Annotated in this window: 14 protein-coding genes and 1 pseudogene; 3 read left to right on the plus strand and 12 right to left on the minus strand. The window is 51.3% G+C overall.

The genetic code is table 11. The annotated features are described in order from the left end of the window. Window positions 1-234: 234 nt before the first annotated feature. Window positions 235-975, plus strand: coding sequence for a peptidoglycan meso-diaminopimelic acid protein amidase (dpaA, locus tag NL510_RS18640; RefSeq protein WP_253379166.1), 741 nt, complete (start codon window positions 235-237; stop codon window positions 973-975). Here dpaA and NL510_RS18645 read toward each other — a convergent pair. Continuing rightward, the gene (locus NL510_RS18645) at window positions 946-1713 is read right to left on the minus strand and encodes a class II glutamine amidotransferase (protein WP_253379169.1); all 768 of its coding nucleotides are present in this window, start codon (window positions 1711-1713) and stop codon (window positions 946-948) included. The genes dpaA and NL510_RS18645 overlap by 30 nt on opposite strands. A 46-nt stretch (window positions 1714-1759) precedes the next feature. Beyond that, window positions 1760-2338: a D-sedoheptulose 7-phosphate isomerase gene (gene lpcA / locus NL510_RS18650; protein ID WP_253379170.1), complete on the minus strand. Its 579-nt coding sequence runs from the start codon at window positions 2336-2338 to the stop codon at window positions 1760-1762. 239 nt (window positions 2339-2577) lie between these two features. On the opposite strand from lpcA, the gene fadE reads away from it, so the two are divergent. Next, window positions 2578-5022 (plus strand): acyl-CoA dehydrogenase FadE, encoded by a 2445-nt coding sequence (gene fadE / locus NL510_RS18655; RefSeq protein ID WP_253379171.1) that lies wholly within the window; start codon window positions 2578-2580, stop codon window positions 5020-5022. A 168-nt stretch (window positions 5023-5190) separates the two neighbouring features. Here fadE and NL510_RS18660 read toward each other — a convergent pair whose 3' ends face one another. After that, window positions 5191-5397, minus strand: a complete 207-nt coding sequence (locus NL510_RS18660) for a PAAR domain-containing protein (RefSeq protein ID WP_253379172.1) — start codon at window positions 5395-5397, stop codon at window positions 5191-5193. A 266-nt stretch (window positions 5398-5663) separates the two neighbouring features. Here NL510_RS18660 and NL510_RS18665 point away from each other — a divergent pair, with 266 nt between their 5' ends. Next, window positions 5664-6434 carry an amidohydrolase gene (locus NL510_RS18665; RefSeq protein WP_253379175.1) on the plus strand — a complete coding sequence of 257 codons (771 nt, stop codon included), beginning with the start codon at window positions 5664-5666 and terminating at the stop codon, window positions 6432-6434. A gap of 35 nt (window positions 6435-6469) precedes the next feature. Here the strand turns inward: NL510_RS18665 and NL510_RS18670 are convergent. The 9 genes and pseudogenes from NL510_RS18670 to NL510_RS18710 all read right to left on the minus strand — a co-directional run. Further along, window positions 6470-7259, minus strand: a pseudogene (locus NL510_RS18670) (gamma-glutamyltransferase); the annotation flags it as partial. Between the two features lie 30 nt (window positions 7260-7289). Next, a complete protein-coding gene (locus NL510_RS18675; RefSeq protein WP_253379177.1) occupies window positions 7290-7685 on the minus strand; it encodes a GntR family transcriptional regulator in 396 nt (131 codons plus the stop codon). A gap of 372 nt (window positions 7686-8057) precedes the next feature. Further along, window positions 8058-8609 (minus strand): tyrosine-type DNA invertase, encoded by a 552-nt coding sequence (locus tag NL510_RS18680; protein WP_253379179.1) that lies wholly within the window; start codon window positions 8607-8609, stop codon window positions 8058-8060. 838 nt (window positions 8610-9447) lie between these two features. After that, complete coding sequence (locus NL510_RS18685; protein ID WP_253379180.1) at window positions 9448-10125, minus strand: helix-turn-helix domain-containing protein; 678 nt, start codon at window positions 10123-10125, stop codon at window positions 9448-9450. Beyond that, complete coding sequence (locus NL510_RS18690) at window positions 10122-10838, minus strand: helix-turn-helix transcriptional regulator (RefSeq protein WP_253379182.1); 717 nt, start codon at window positions 10836-10838, stop codon at window positions 10122-10124. The genes NL510_RS18685 and NL510_RS18690 overlap by 4 nt, the downstream gene beginning before the upstream one ends. 23 nt (window positions 10839-10861) lie before the next feature. Further along, window positions 10862-11572 carry a LuxR C-terminal-related transcriptional regulator gene (locus tag NL510_RS18695; protein WP_253379183.1) on the minus strand — a complete coding sequence of 237 codons (711 nt, stop codon included), beginning with the start codon at window positions 11570-11572 and terminating at the stop codon, window positions 10862-10864. A gap of 106 nt (window positions 11573-11678) precedes the next feature. Continuing rightward, the gene (locus tag NL510_RS18700; protein WP_253379184.1) at window positions 11679-12224 is read right to left on the minus strand and encodes a fimbrial protein; all 546 of its coding nucleotides are present in this window, start codon (window positions 12222-12224) and stop codon (window positions 11679-11681) included. A gap of 30 nt (window positions 12225-12254) precedes the next feature. Next, the gene (locus NL510_RS18705) at window positions 12255-13328 is read right to left on the minus strand and encodes a fimbrial protein (protein WP_253379185.1); all 1074 of its coding nucleotides are present in this window, start codon (window positions 13326-13328) and stop codon (window positions 12255-12257) included. Window positions 13329-13336: 8 nt separating this feature from the next. Further along, window positions 13337-15895 carry a fimbria/pilus outer membrane usher protein gene (locus NL510_RS18710; RefSeq protein ID WP_253379187.1) on the minus strand — a complete coding sequence of 853 codons (2559 nt, stop codon included), beginning with the start codon at window positions 15893-15895 and terminating at the stop codon, window positions 13337-13339. Between the last annotated feature and the right edge of the window lie 29 nt (window positions 15896-15924).

The following is a 15924-nucleotide window of genomic DNA, read 5'->3' on the forward strand; positions in this document are numbered from 1 at the left end:
TCAGCAGTTAATCCGCCATTAAGTACATCTAAATGCGAGCGATTACGCACAGTCCATGGCGGCAGCGCATTTTGGCCTGGCTATTACGTATAACTAATTTGTAAACTAACCGCCCGGCTATTGCGAAAATTTATGGCGATGCTAATGTGAGCGCTCCTAATCCAGAATAGTCTGATTTCGGGTCTGTTTTGCCGTTCTGGCAAGTGGTCTTAGTTTTATCAAGGAACTCGTAGTATGCGTAAAATCGCATTGTTCATTGCGATGCTTCTGATTCCATGCGTGTCGTTTGCAGGGCTGCTCAGCAGCAACAGTTCACCCACGTCGATCAGCAAAGAATATAAACAACAGTTAATGGGATCGCCGGTTTATATTCAAATCTTCAAGGAAGAACGCACGCTCGACCTGTTTGTGAAAATGGGTGAGACATATCAGTTGCTCGACAGCTACAAGATTTGTAACTACTCAGGCGGCCTTGGGCCAAAGCAGCGTCAGGGCGATTTTAAAAGTCCGGAAGGGTTTTATAACGTTCAGCGTAACCAGTTAAAACCGGATAGCCGTTTCTATAAAGCCATTAATATTGGTTTCCCGAACGCATTTGACCGTGCTCACGGTTATGAAGGTAAATACCTGATGATCCATGGGGCCTGCGTCTCTGTCGGCTGCTATGCAATGACCGATAGCGGTATTGATGAGATTTTCCAGTTTGTTACGGGCGCGCTGGTTTTTGGTCAGTCAAACGTGCAGGTCAGTATTTATCCGTTCCGCATGACCGATGCCAACATGGCGCGTCACAAATACTCTTATTACACCGAGTTCTGGAAACAGCTGAAGCCGGGATACGACTACTTTGAGCAGACCCATAAACCGCCTGTCGTCTCTATTGTCGATGGCCGCTACGTCGTCAGCAAACCGCTGAGCCACAAAGTCGTCCATCCACAGCTGGCATCAAACTACTCGGTCTCCGAGACAAAATAGTCTCCACTCACCTGGCATTATCTTTTGCCAGGTTTCGTTGCCCGTCAGCGGCTGCGTAGCGATTACAGTGACCACATCGTTTGGCGTGGTCTCTGTCTGAAAATCTATCTCCACATCCTGATCGAGCAAAGTTGCCACGCCAAACGGCGCACGGCGGGTTATCCAGAACAGATTCGTCGAACAGAATGCCATTACGTAACGCCCGTCAGACAACAGCATGTTAAACACGCCTTTCTCCCGCAGTTCAGACGCCAGCGATGCGATGTATTTAAAAACGGCGGTCATATTGCCTGGCGTACGCGGATATCGCTCCGTCAGCCTGTGCAATAGCCAGCAGAACGCCTTTTCGCTGTCGGTTTCGCCTACCGGGCGAAAATTCCCCGTCTCAAGAGACTTGTAGCCTGTGAGCTGCCCGTTGTGCGCGTAGGTCCAGTTACGGCCCCACAGTTCACGGGTAAACGGATGGGTATTTTCCAGCGCCACTTCGCCGCGGTTCGCCTGGCGGATGTGAGCGATAACCGAGCAGGACTTTATTGGATAGTCCTGCACCAGTCTGGCAATCGGTGAATTAAAGCTGGGTTGTGGATCTTTGAAGGTGCGACACCCTTTACCCTCATAGAAGGTGATACCCCAGCCGTCTTTATGCGGCCCGGTTCCCCCCCCGCGCTGAACCAGCCCGGTGAAACTAAAGCAGATATCGGTTGGCACATTGGCGCTCATCCCGAGCAGTTCGCACATACTTCACCTCCACAACAGCGGGGGCAATGCAGCCCCCAGCGAAGTCTTATTTAACCATCTCTTTTTCAATTAACTGGATCAGGATATGGATCACTTTGATGTGAATTTCCTGAATGCGGTCAGCATAACCAAAATGCGGAACGCGAATTTCAATGTCAGCCGTACCGTCCATTTTACCGCCGTCTTTACCGGTCAGGGTGATGACTTTCATCCCTTTTTCACGCGCCGCCGCAATCGCTTTAATCACGTTAGCGGAGTTACCGGACGTCGAAATACCCAGCAGTACGTCGCCTTCACGACCCACCGCTTCCACGTAACGAGAGAAGACGTAGTCGTAACCAAAGTCGTTGCTCACGCAGGAGATGTGGCTCACGTCGGAAATCGCGATCGCCGGATAGCCCGGACGGTTTTCGCGATAACGCCCGGTCAACTCTTCTGCGAAGTGCATAGCATCACAGTGGGAGCCACCGTTACCGCAGGAGAGCACTTTGCCACCCGCTTTGAAGCTGTCGGCCAGCAGGACCGCTGCGCGCTGAATAGCGTGAATATTGGCATCTTCTTTCAGAAAGTTAGCCAGCGTTTCCGCCGCTTCGTTCAGTTCGTTACGAATAAGATCCTGGTACATGAGGATAATCCTTCAGTATTGATGAAATAACTCAGTGGAGTGTACCGGATAGCGATTAAAGCGAGAAGCCAAAGCCATACGATTCGTCCGGCGTTTTGATTTTTCGTGCCGGAGAAAAGATGAACATTGTGAACCATGTTGTAATTATTTTGTGAACGCATTGCTAAAAGAAATAACATCCACTACAACCATATCATCACAAGTGGTCAGACCTCCTACAAGCAAGGGAGCTTTTCTTTATGATGATTTTGAGCATTCTCGCAACTGTTGTTCTGCTCGGTGTGTTGTTTTATCACCGCGTGAGTTTATTTCTCAGTAGCCTGATTCTGTTGGCCTGGACCGCCGCACTCGGTCTTGCAGGTCTCTGGAATATTTGGCTATGCGTTCCGCTGGCCCTCATTCTTCTGCCGTTGAACGTGACCTCGATGCGTAAAGCGATGATCTCCGCACCGGTGTTCAGGGGCTTTCGTAAAGTGATGCCGCCGATGTCGCGTACTGAGAAAGAAGCGATCGATGCCGGTACCACCTGGTGGGAAGGCGATTTGTTTCAGGGCAATCCTGACTGGAAGAAATTACACAATTATCCGCAACCGCGTCTCACCGCCGAGGAGCAAGCCTTCATTGATGGCCCGGTGGAAGAAGCGTGCCGCATGGCCAATGATTTTGCCATCACCCATGAAATGGCAGATCTGCCGCCAGAACTGTGGGCGTATCTGAAAGAACATCGCTTCTTCGCGATGATCATCAAGAAAGAGTATGGCGGCCTGGAATTCTCTGCTTATGCTCAGGCGCGCGTCCTGCAAAAGCTGGCAGGCGTCTCCGGGATCCTGGCGATCACCGTTGGCGTGCCTAACTCATTAGGCCCGGGCGAGCTGTTGCAGCATTACGGTACGCAGGAGCAGAAAGATCACTATCTGCCGCGGCTGGCACGTGGTCAGGAAATTCCGTGCTTCGCGCTGACCAGCCCGGAAGCAGGTTCTGACGCAGGCGCTATCCCTGACACCGGCGTGGTGTGCATGGGCGAGTGGCAGGGCGAACAGGTGTTGGGTATGCGCCTGACATGGAACAAACGCTATATTACGCTGGCCCCGATCGCGACCGTGCTGGGTCTGGCGTTTAAACTTTCCGATCCTGAAAAACTGTTGGGTGGCGAAGAAAATCCCGGTATTACCTGCGCGCTGATCCCAACCTCTACTCCGGGTGTTGAGATTGGTCGCCGTCATTTCCCGCTGAACGTGCCATTCCAGAACGGTCCGACCCGCGGCCAGGATATTTTTGTGCCGATTGATTACATCATCGGCGGTCCGAAAATGGCCGGTCAGGGCTGGCGTATGCTAGTGGAGTGTCTGTCCGTGGGCCGCGGTATTACCCTGCCGTCGAACTCTACCGGTGGTCTGAAATCTGTGGCGATGGGGATTGGGGCCTACGCTCACATCCGTCGTCAGTTCAAAATTTCCATCGGTAAGATGGAGGGAATCGAAGAGCCGCTGGCACGTATCGCCGGTAACGCCTACGTGATGGACGCGGCGGCCTCCTTAATTACCTATGGCATTATGCTGGGCGAAAAACCGGCCGTGTTATCAGCCATCGTCAAATACCATTGCACCCACCGTGCTCAGCAGTCAATCATTGACGCGATGGATATCGCGGGCGGTAAGGGCATCATGCTCGGCGAGGGCAACTTCCTGGCGCGCGGCTACCAAGGCGCACCGATTGCCATCACCGTTGAAGGGGCAAACATCCTGACCCGCAGTATGATGATCTTCGGTCAGGGGGCGATTCGCTGCCATCCTTACGTACTGGAAGAGATGGCTGCCGCACAGAATAACGACGCGGATGCCTTCGATAGACTGCTGTTCAAACATATCGGCCACGTGGGGAGTAACACCCTGCGCAGCTTCTGGCTGGGCCTGACCCGCGGACTGACCAGCGCGACCCCCACGGGAGATGCGACTAAACGTTATTACCAGCATCTGAACCGATTGAGCGCCAACCTGGCCTTGCTGTCTGATATCTCAATGGCGGTACTGGGCGGCAGCCTCAAGCGCCGCGAGCGTATCTCTGCCCGTCTGGGGGATGTGCTGAGTCAGGTATTCCTGGCCTCTGCGGTCCTCAAACGTTACGACGACGAAGGCCGTCAGGAAGCCGATTTGCCGCTGGTTCACTGGGGCGTACAGGATGCCCTGCATCAGGCCGAACAGGCCATTGACGCCCTGCTGACGAACTTCCCGAACCGCGTGGTGGCAGGCGCCTTGCGGGCGGTTATTTTCCCGACCGGACGTCATTATCTGGCGCCGTCTGACAGGCTGGATCATAAAGTGGCGAAGATCCTTCAAGTTCCGAGCGCAACCCGTTCTCGTATCGGCCGTGGTCAGTATCTGGAGCCAACCGAGCACAACCCGGTCGGTCTGCTGGAAGCGGCGCTGCAGGATGTGATGGCCGCCGACCCAATTCATCAGAAAATTTGCAAACAGCTGGGCAAAAACCTGCCGTTTACCCGCCTGGATGAGCTGGCGAAACAAGCGCTGGCAGGCAGCATTATCAATAAAGATGAAGCGGCGCTGCTGGTGAAAGCCGAAGAGAGCCGTCTGCGCAGTATTAACGTGGATGATTTCGACCCTGAAGCGCTGGCGACACAGCCGGTAAAACTGCCGGAGAAACACCGCAAACCTGAAGCGGCGTAACACGTTTCACTCTGACACCCCCCGCCCTGCACGCAGTGCCGTTCACTTAAGCGAAGCGGCATTGCGATTTGATGGATAGCGAGTTTTTGATATCGATAGCCGAAACGGTGTCGAATATTCCAATAAAATGGGTCGTTCCGGCGGGCTGCCCCTGAAAGGCGACGCCGTTCAGCCCCTAACGAAATCCGGCGTGCTGCTTACTACGGTGCCCGGCATTTTACAGACCGGACAGGGCGTCGTTTTGTCACCGACGCGAACTATGCCTCTGCCGGTATCCTGGTTGGCGGGAAGGGAACTGATGCAGCGGGCGCCGGTGGTTGTTTTATCGCCATCAAGGTCAAGACCGAGCGCGTCGATACTGACAAAGTGGGGCATTTCATATCCATATAATAACAAGGGTTATTATTTCACACTATACGCCCAATTTTCCTGTGAAAATATATTATTAGCATACAAATAGTTACATCAAAATGGAATGGGGATTTCCGCCCGGTATTGATAACGATTGTTTACTTTTTTTGTAAGAGTAAGCTCGGACATCAAGGCAATAGCCCGCGCCCTGCGCAGGGTTTTTTATTGCCACATTTTCTCGTAATGACGTGCTACAGTGTCAAAAAGCGGTCGTTTGAGGAGTCTGAATTGTGCCTGGCCTGAAGATGTCGATTTTGCAGCAACCGTTAGTGTGGATGGATGGCCCCGCCAACCTGCGCCACTTCGATCGTCAACTGGAAGAGATTACCGGCCGCGATGTGATTGTTCTGCCGGAGATGTTCACCACTGGCTTTGCGATGGAGGCGGCAAAACAGTCACTGCCTCAGGACGAGGTTGTTGCCTGGATGCATGCCAAAGCGCAGCAAACAAACGCGCTGATCGCCGGTAGCGCCGCGCTGCAAACCGAGCGCGGGGCGGTGAATCGCTTCCTGCTGGTTGAGCCTGAAGGAAAAGTGCACTTTTACGATAAACGCCACCTGTTCCGCATGGCGGATGAGCATCATCACTATGAAGCGGGCAATGCACGCGTGGTGTTTGAGTGGCGCGGCTGGCGTATTCTGCCGTTGGTGTGCTACGACCTGCGCTTCCCGGTGTGGTCGCGCAACCGAAACGATTATGACCTGGCGCTGTATGTTGCCAACTGGCCCGCTCCGCGTTCGCTGCACTGGCAGGCGCTGTTGACCGCGCGCGCCATTGAGAACCAGGCGTACGTGGTGGGCTGTAACCGCGTGGGAACGGACGGCAACGGGCATCATTACCGTGGCGACAGCCGGGTGGTGAATCCACAGGGCGAGATTATGGCGACTGCCGACGCGCATCAGGCAACGCGCATTGATGCCGAGCTGTCGCTGACGGCGCTGAAAGAGTATCGGGAGAAGTTCCCGGCCTGGCAGGATGCGGATCTGTTTAGCATTGAATGAATATTATACCCTTTCCGAAAAGGGAGATAAAAAGGTTAACTCACTACTTTGCGGCTTTCCGTCGCGGCTACGGAGTGCCCTTCCGGCATACGGTAAATCACCTGCGCACCGCCAAAGTTATAATCCTGCAACGGATCTTTTACCACGATTTGATGATCGCGTTCGCACAGGGCGTCGATTGCCGCCTGCGGATGGTGTCCGTGCAGCATAATGCGCAGCGCCATCTGCTATGTCCTTGCGCCTGCATCGGCCCGCCCATCACGCCGAAGGACATCAGCAGCTTGCCGTTGCCGTTCATCGCAAAACCGGGAATGATAGTGTGGAACGGACGCTTGCTGACCGCCAGCGCGTTGGGGTGTTTTGGATCCAGCAAAAAACCGCAGCCACGGTTTTGCAGACTGATCCCGGTATCGGGCACCACCATGCCAGAACCAAAGCCCATATTGTTGGACTGAATAAACGGGATCATCATACCGCTGGCATCGGCGGCGCTCAGATACATCGTCCCACTCTGCGTCGATGAACTATAGGTGAAATCAGCGTGGCGATCCCCTGGCCGTTAGGCGGTAGCTCCTGCACTGAACCGCCTGCAAAATCCCGCGACAGCAGGACTAGCCAATCCACGCGATGGTTTGCCAGATCCTCAGCCGTGAGGTGTGCGCCGTGCGCTTTGGCAAAAGCGGCGATTTTCTGCGCCAGTTCACCGCGATAAAACGCTTCGCCGTTGGTTTTCGCAATCAACTCCAGCGAGTGGACCTGCGCCGGGTTGCGGGAGATCTCCCCCACGCACGGCGCGCGGCCTTCCGGCGCAAAGCAGCCGCAGTACAGGCGTAACGTCCTCAAACGGAATCGTTGTCATAGCGTGGAGTTGTACGCAAGGTGAATCGCCTGAATCAGGGCGGTTTGCAGACTGAGCAGGTGCTCACGCATGGCGGAGGCTGCTTCATTAGGCTGGCACTGGATAATCGCGGACATGATGTTGTGATGATGGTCGTTGTAGCTATCAACGCGTTCAGACGTGCGGGCCAACTCGCGCAGGTGCCGCCAGCCCTGTTTACGCCATATACGCCCCTCCTCTTTCAGCACATCCAGCGCGCGATGCACTTCGCGTCGTCCTACGCCGAGAGTGTCCGACAGCTCACGTTCGGTGGGCAGCGGAATGCCTGGTGTTGACTCGTGCTGGTTGATGAGCCCGCGCAATTGCTCTAACGCGGTACTGGAATTGGCCAGAAACCGTGACGGTTTTTCCATATTGGTTCGCTCACTGTCATCATGACTTTATTTTTAGTAACGATAACTTATTGATATAACGTACATCTTATCGCTCTAATGATTAAGCAATGAACAAACCAATACACAATTGGTTCATGATAAAAGAAGAATAGATGCGATAACCGACTGATTTCTAATGAATTATTTTTACGTAAGTATTACTTTCACCCGCAAAAAACGAACGCCGCCTGGCAGGCAGTGTTCGTTCAGGGTTATCGCTAAACCGGTAGTCGGCGATAGAAGGTGTGGTCAGTTAGATAAGTAATATTTAATATTCTCAGGGGCAAAATAAAAACTCTCCATGTTATATAAATTCACAAGCACTATGACTGTCATACGAGGAATCGTACGTTAAAAAATCACGGCCTTAAAACGGGCAGCATTGGATGCCGTATAAATTACGGTATTTTGAATATTTCTGTGCCCTAAATAGTCCTGTATTAGTCGTGTATCACACCCTTTATCAGCCAGGGCATAACCGCACGCATGGCGAAACATGTGTGGATGTACATCGATATTGATGCCGGCGGCATGACCGGCCTCTCTGAAAATACGATAGAGTTGCTGCCTCGATATTTTCTTACCATGCCTTGATAAAAACAGATATTCAGAGTCCGAACCTAAATAGCCCGATCGCTTCTGCATCCATGCCTGCAATGCTAACAGCTCTCGATGCTGCAAAGGATGCTGTACGGAGAATCCATTCTTTAATCTTGAGATATAGATTATTTTATTGGAAATTTCGATATCCCGAATTTTCAATTGCGATAGTTCGCTCACGCGGAGCCCGTGGATGAAGCACATTAACAGCATGCATTTGTTTCTTTCACTGTTTTTTGTGCTAGCAACGGCAGAGATTAATCGTTCAACCTCATGCACGGTCAGGTATTTTCTTCTCTTCATTGTCATATTTCTTTTTTATTTTCACGTTTCCGTTTACAACCTTACTTTCTCAAACATATACCGCAGGCAAGGACATAACTGACATATGAAAATCCTCATCATCCATTTCACCAGGTTAAATTTTTATTGACGTCCAGACAGAACATTATGCGAAACACCGTTAAGAATATTTATCGATTCAACGGTATTATTAAGGTGTCGTTGTTCAAAACTTGGCGCGGCCAGGTTTAGAAATCGCATAATCCTGCCCTGGAAAGATTAAATCACAACCAGACAGACGGTGTGAAGTGCAATTTTTTTAAAATCGACACGAATGTGAAACGCAGGCACTCAGAATAAGCACCAATTAGATTTTTACGCCAAAGAGCAGAGTTTCTATAGAATTTAATTCTTTATTTACATCGCAAAATCGTCAATAAAAAGAATCTTCACCCAATGTTTAATGGCCAGTAAACACTTATGGGAAATGGCTTAAATTTTTCCAGGAATGTATAGGATTATTCTTTGAAGAAATAATACCATAGTGAAATCAATTATCTTCACCCTTTACAAAACAATGAGTTAAAGAATATATTTTACACATAATTTTAGTTTATAAAAAATATTTGCACACTTTCCTTTTTATTTCAGATCAGAGAAAATTCTTATTCCATCGGTTTATTCTCAAAATAGTAGCCCCGAAACAGATTTTCTGTAAAAGCTATCGATGTGAATTTGTCGACCCTCCCACCCGGGTGGAGTATAAAAGCGTTTGGCCCGAACGTAAGCCGCACCTAATGCAAATTGAGGTCCTTAACCCGCACATCCGTGTCTGGCCGGACCTCTCATCACACACCTTTTACTGTTTTATCAATCGAGCGTTAGCGGTGTGGATTTTATTGGTGAAAATCGGGAACAGTATGTCGATGTTCTTGAAGAGGATGAACTGAAAAAAAGATGCGTTTTCAAATCCAAATTTACTCATAAGCGTTGATCTTACGTGATAGATAGATTTGAGAGATAAGCTCGCATGTTCTGAAATCGACTGAACCTTATGCTCGGCCGCAAGGTACTTGATCATCGAGCATTCACTTTTCGTTAAGCGGGTACAGCGATTTTTCCCTGTTCGCGATTCGCGTCCACAGAAGATATCGTTCAGGTTGCGCTTGAACTCAAGCAACGCTTTTTTCTTCTCCACCAGATAGCTTTTTCCAGGCTTGAATGGTGTAAAGGCACCGGTTTTGTCACCCTGTAACCAGATGATTTTCACGAAAGTGCAAGCATCAAAAATACTCAGAAGCGATAACCACTCCCCCTGAATGTAAATATCGTTATCAACAATCAGTACCACAGAGTTCACATTCCCCCACAGTTTCGTGTGCAGCGCTTCATCACTTAACCGAACGTGAATAACATTCGTTTGTGGGTACAATTGTGCTATGCCAAAATACAACCAATAGTTATCGGTAAGAACAATAATCGGGTTCTGATAGCTGATGCCGCTTCCCACGGCGTTAATGCGCTTCTGGCTAATCATATACAATTCCCTCTTTGAGTAAACGCAGTACTCAACTGTAAAAACAGTTCCGAATCCGTCCTGACATCAAGCTTGCGCATAGCATTACATTTATGAGCGCTTATAGTTTTGATGCTTAATTGCTTCATCTGAGCGATTTGTTGCAGATCCATGCCGTGGAACAGATGCTTCAAAACATCAATTTCGCTACGGGTTAATCTGGCGGTGACGCACTGATGAGTCTCGTTGATCCGCGCCAGATCGCTGCAGATTTTCGGGCTCAGCACATGTTTTTTATCAAATGCCTGCCTGAAGAAATCCTCCGTATCGTTCAGGGACTCCGCGCGTGCGATCACGCTGATGTTGTAATGATTCAGGAGATTGCGCAGCACATTACTGTCATGGCAAGAGGTATAAACCACAATAGTCATGTCGGGAAACTGCGCATTCATTTGCAGCAGAGTATCTAGCCCTTTCTGCAGATCCTCCTCTGCGCTTTGCAAGTCGGTGACAAGAAGATCGACGGACTGATACATCAGCGCATCCTGCATTTTGCCGAGACTTAGCTCCTGAAAAACGATTTCATAATCATCATTAATGGATTTGATCAGCGTCGAGAGCCCAAAAAGCGTTAAGGGGTGGCTATCCATTAATGCCACGGTTTGAGGTGGGGTGCATGTCTGATTCATCAGGCTATTGCTCCTTGCAGGCCGGGGCTCCCGGCGCTTATCCATTACAAAAACAGTACGGTTAAAATTTACAGTCCCGCGGTCGGACCCACTTTCGCCATCCAGGTCCCCTGAGCAAAGAGTTCACTGTCATTGTGAAACCCCAGCTTCATCATGGCATTACGCTTGTGGGTACTGATGGTGCGAATATCGCGATGCAGCGTCTGCGCAACTCTGGAAACACTTTGCCCGGAAAATAAACAGGCGAGCACGTCCAGTTCTCTGGCGGTAAGCGCGGTATTTTTAGGGGTCGTTTTAGCGAGCAGTTGCTGCACCTTAGGGCTAAGCCATTGCCGGCTTCCCAATATGCCTTTGGTGATACATTGCGTTAGCGCCAGTGCAGGCTCGTGTTTTAACAGGATGCCGTGAGCTTTCGAGGACACCAGCAGCTCCAGCACACGGTAGTCACTGAAATCAGTACAAATCACAACCTTCATGGTGGGATAGGTTTCGCGCAAATGCGCCAACAGTCTCAGCCCATCGAGCATGAGTTCATTTTCGCCACAAATATCCATAATCAGTAATGCAGGCGGCGAACTGGCAACATGCGATGTAATGTCAGCGAGCGTTTGCACGACGTTTATCGCATCGCTTATCCCGCAGGACTCCATGAGGATCTGCTTTATACCCAGTGCAGTGACAGAACATGCATCCATGATCAATACCCCTTCCCCTTCAGAGCGTACCGGGAAGATGCGTGATGAGACACGGACTGCATTTAGGTTGTTGACATAGTTCATCTTACCTCCTTGTTTTCTCAGTAACGCTCCCTTACGGGAGCATTTTCTGGAACAGATGCCTTACGTTATGTATCGGTCTCCCCTTGCGACCCGCTTCCTCCCTCAATTACTGATATGTAAAGGTGACCTGCATTGTTCCTACGATTGTTCCCGGTGTTGCATTGCCCTGCGCGCTATAAACGCGCGCCAGCATGTCGAACGTTGTACCGCGGCTTGCGGAATCAACGTTCTTCTGCATTTGCGACGCATTTCCAAGCGTCGTGCCAGCCTCGTTCTGCACCTCAATTTGCACCTGCGTCGCCGTGCCGGTGTTCGCATACATGTTGCTTTCAACCTCATCTGGCGTGCCGTTGAGGGTCATAGTGGCAACCGATGTCGATGCAGGACATTGGCTCAGCACAATCGAAAAAGTTTTCCAGCCCGTCGACGAACCGGCCTCCGCCAGTGATGACGCCAGGATGTTCTGACCTAAATCCACATTCAACCCACCAGAAGGCAGATTGATGCTGCAAGGCGAGGCCTTAATGTTGCCCGTGATGTTAAGTTGCGTATCAGCACCTGCCGGGGATGAAAGCGCCACAGCAGCCAGCCACAACATCAAGGCCGGCATTTTGGCCTTGTTGCTCACTTTGAACGTTGCTTCCTTAACCATTTCTTTTCCCTTACCCGTTTCGTCGCGGAATTACTCTATTTCAGCGCGTATCGTTGCTGTCGCATTGAATTCACCCGTCTCAGGCGTATTACCCGTGGTGTTAACCGGGAATAAATTAATTGCCGAGGTACCAATCTGCGCGGCGTAGTCCATGGTGAGCGGCAGACGTCCACTTAATGGCGCAACGGTAGCGCCTGCGGTATCCTGAATTTTGACGCCGACGTCGCTATTGGTGGTCGACAGTACGGTTGGATCGTTGGCATCCGGAGTTCCCTGGAATGAGAGACTGACCTTCACACCCTCCGAAATATTGGTACAGGCAACGTTAAAATTGACGTTTTTAGGCGTGAAGTTTTTCGCCATTTCACCCTTCGTGGCGATATCGCCTGACATAATGTCGCCGAACGGCACGGTGATTACGCCGCCGCCATTGATCTCGCAAGATTGCGGCACAGTAACCGACCCGCTCATCCAGACGGTGGACACCGGCACGGAAGACTGTGTTGACGCATCAGAGGCAAGATACACATCAACAACTTTGGTCAGCGGGATCGTCTGGACCCCAACAAACGGACGTTTGAAGTACAAAGATATCGAACCACGAGACCCGGTAGCGTACGGATATCGGGCGCAGTTAACCGCAGTGTTCAGGTTACTGACGCTGGTGAAGGGGGTTGCCTTGTTCGCGCCGTATCCGCCGGCGATATACACCTCACTCGCCACCGCCAGGTACTCGCTAATGCTGTAGTAATTAAGGTTACCGTCGGTATAGGCAAGCCCGGTATCCGGCACTTTTGCCGTGACGTAGGCGCCGGTGTACGTACCCGTACATGTACAGGTCACGTTGTAGTTACCACTCAAGTTCCACTGATAGGCATTGTTGACAATTCTGCCGGTGGTGTTCTCCGTCGGATCCTGCAATAAATAATCCATTGGGAAGTTGTACGTCTTCGTGCCATCGGTAGGAGCACACTCACTTGCCTGCGCTCGGGCACTCAGCATTCCGCCAATCAGCGCCAGGCAAAGCAACGCCGCTTTGCCACCGAAGGAAAGGCGTGAAGTGATGTTGGCAAAAAACATATTCATGCGATCGATCATGTCCATATACCGCCTTAACGGCAGTCTCCATTAATAAGTTGAATACCCGATGTGGCCGATTGTTCAGGCAGGCGATAATTCACGAGGCAGCTCTGGGATGCTGAAGAACCCCACTTCACCCTCAGCGTTCCGCTGTCCGGCATGCCCGACAGATAAACCTGGCCGCCATCGCCGACAATGCTGCCGTTACTTCTCTTCTCGTCATCAAGGCCGGCCATCGCGCCGAATGGCACTGGCTCACCATTTGCACGACTGATCATCATCAGTACACGTCGACCGACGTTCGGATCAAAGTCGGCACGAACCACGGCGCCACGCGTTGGGATGACCGACGTACTGGTCAGGGTCATATCCACGTTGTCCGGTAAGGTTGCGGTATCAAGAGAGATCTGGTTACGGCGGTACGCAGTGGCATATGGCACCACGGCATAACCCCGCCAGTCGGTTTTTACCCCGGTATTACTGGAGATGCTGACATCGTCCGCGCCCGGCGCTTTAACCAGTACGACCGTTTCGCTCAACGGTTGCGAAAGGGTTACGCCATTTTCATGCACCACAACGCCACCCTGGAGGCCATAATCCATACGGCGCTGGCTACGGTCATAGCCATAACCGGCATTCACTTCCCCGTAAGTGCCTTTATAGTCTGCGCTGGCATAACCGTTCGCACCCTGGCCCTGGGTGGTATAGCCCTGGCTGATGTTGTAGTTAAGGTTGTTGTCACGTAACGCGGTGCCACTCAGCCCCACGTTATGCGAGGTGCTACCATTTTTGCTGCTATTGAGGTTATAGGTTGCATAACTCCCCGGCAGCCATTTGCTTAATGGCACGCTGATGTTCATCGCGACAATTTGATCGGTGTAGTAGGTCCGGTGACCGTAGCTGTCCATACCGTTACGGTTGTAGGTATAGTTAACCCCCCAGGAGATACCAGACCAGGTGTTGTTGTACCCGACACTCGCCGATTCACTCGAACGATCGTTGTTCCAGTACTCTTCTTTAACCAGGCTCAGGGAGAGCGCTCCCCCCTTCTGCCATAAGTTCTGGCTAAGCGTCAGCTCTGCGCGGCTCTTTTTATGATCGCTGTAATAGCTGTTGCCTTTGGCATAACTTTCCAGCGCTTCCTGCAGAGTATAAAAACCGGAAGTTGAATAACGGTAGCTGGCCAGACTGAAGTTGGTCCCTGTTTCAACGAAGCTCTTACCATAACGCAAACGCCAGGACTGGCCGTTTTCTTTCTGCGCATCTTCCTGCTTGGTCCACGCCTGGGTTACGTCTGCAGAGAGAGCACCAATGCGCCCGAGGTTTTGTCCGATCCCCACCGCCACGGACTGATATTTACTCGCCGCCTGCACCCCACCATAAACCGTCGCACCATGCGATAAGCCATAAATTGCGGTGCCCTGAGTAAACGGCGTCTTTTCAACATCATCGTTGTACGAGCGGTATTGACCGCTGGTAAAACTGTATTTGAGGTGCCCTTCACGCTGAAGGACCGGTACGGAAGCGAAAGGAACCACCAGCGTTCGCTCGGTGCCGTTCGCTTCTTTAATGGTTACGTTAAGGTCGCCACTGCCCGCCGTTGGGTAAAGGTCGGAAATGGCAAACGGCCCGGCCGGGACATAGCTTTGATAGATAACATAGCCGTTCTGGCGAATGGTAACCTGGGCGTTACTTTGCGCGATTCCCCTTACCACCGGCGAATAGCCTTTCATGCTGTCGGGCAGCATGTCGTCATCCGACGCCAGCTGAATACCACGGAACGGCACGGTATCAAAGACTTCTGTAGGCGAGTTGCTATCGCCCAGCGTCAGTTGGCTTCTCAGCGTCTGAATGTCACGCTGCAGATAGGTATTAATAGAGTCCCAGTTCTGATTACCCTTGCTGTCACGGTTCCATGTTGAATAGTTGCGCAGACGCCAGGCACCCAGGTTAGCCCCGGAACGCAGGTTCAGGTAATAGGTGTTGGAATTATTGCTGTCACTGTTGCGCGCGTCGGTGTTCGCACCACTGAAGCTATAGTTCAGTAACAGGGCAGGAATACCCGAATCCCACTTATCCGGAGAGACATAGCCGCGCGCCTGTGAATTCAGGGCTGCCTGTGGAATGCTGAGATCCAGCCTCTGCTGGTCAAAGCGGAAGTTAGCTGAGGACTGCGCAATCGCGCCGGTAAAATTGGCACATTCATCCGTGGCCTGAATCCCGGGATATATGCCAATTTTCACGCCCATATCGCGCAGCAATTCACCGCTCAGGCACGGCTGAAGGCTTTGCTTACCGGTAGCGTCAGTCGCCAGGGTGAATGTGACATCGCGGGTATCAACAGCCGAGCCATTAAGATAAATATCAACGCGATAGGTGCCAGGGGGCTGTAACTCACCGTCTTCAAAAATGGATAAATCAGCGTTACCCTGAATCGGATTATCGATTTCTAATAAGGCTGGGTTGAAATACTCCGCCGCATTGACCGCACCCATTCCGCCGATTAAAAGCCCAACCTGACATGCCACAAGCCGCGCAATACAGGACAGTCTAAAATTGGCCGGAGCAGGAATCTTCGTTATTTTGTTCATTTTCGTTGTTCCATGTATTAATGCAGCCT

It is taken from the genome of unidentified bacterial endosymbiont (assembly GCF_918797525.1).
GTDB lineage: Bacteria > Pseudomonadota > Gammaproteobacteria > Enterobacterales > Enterobacteriaceae > Enterobacter.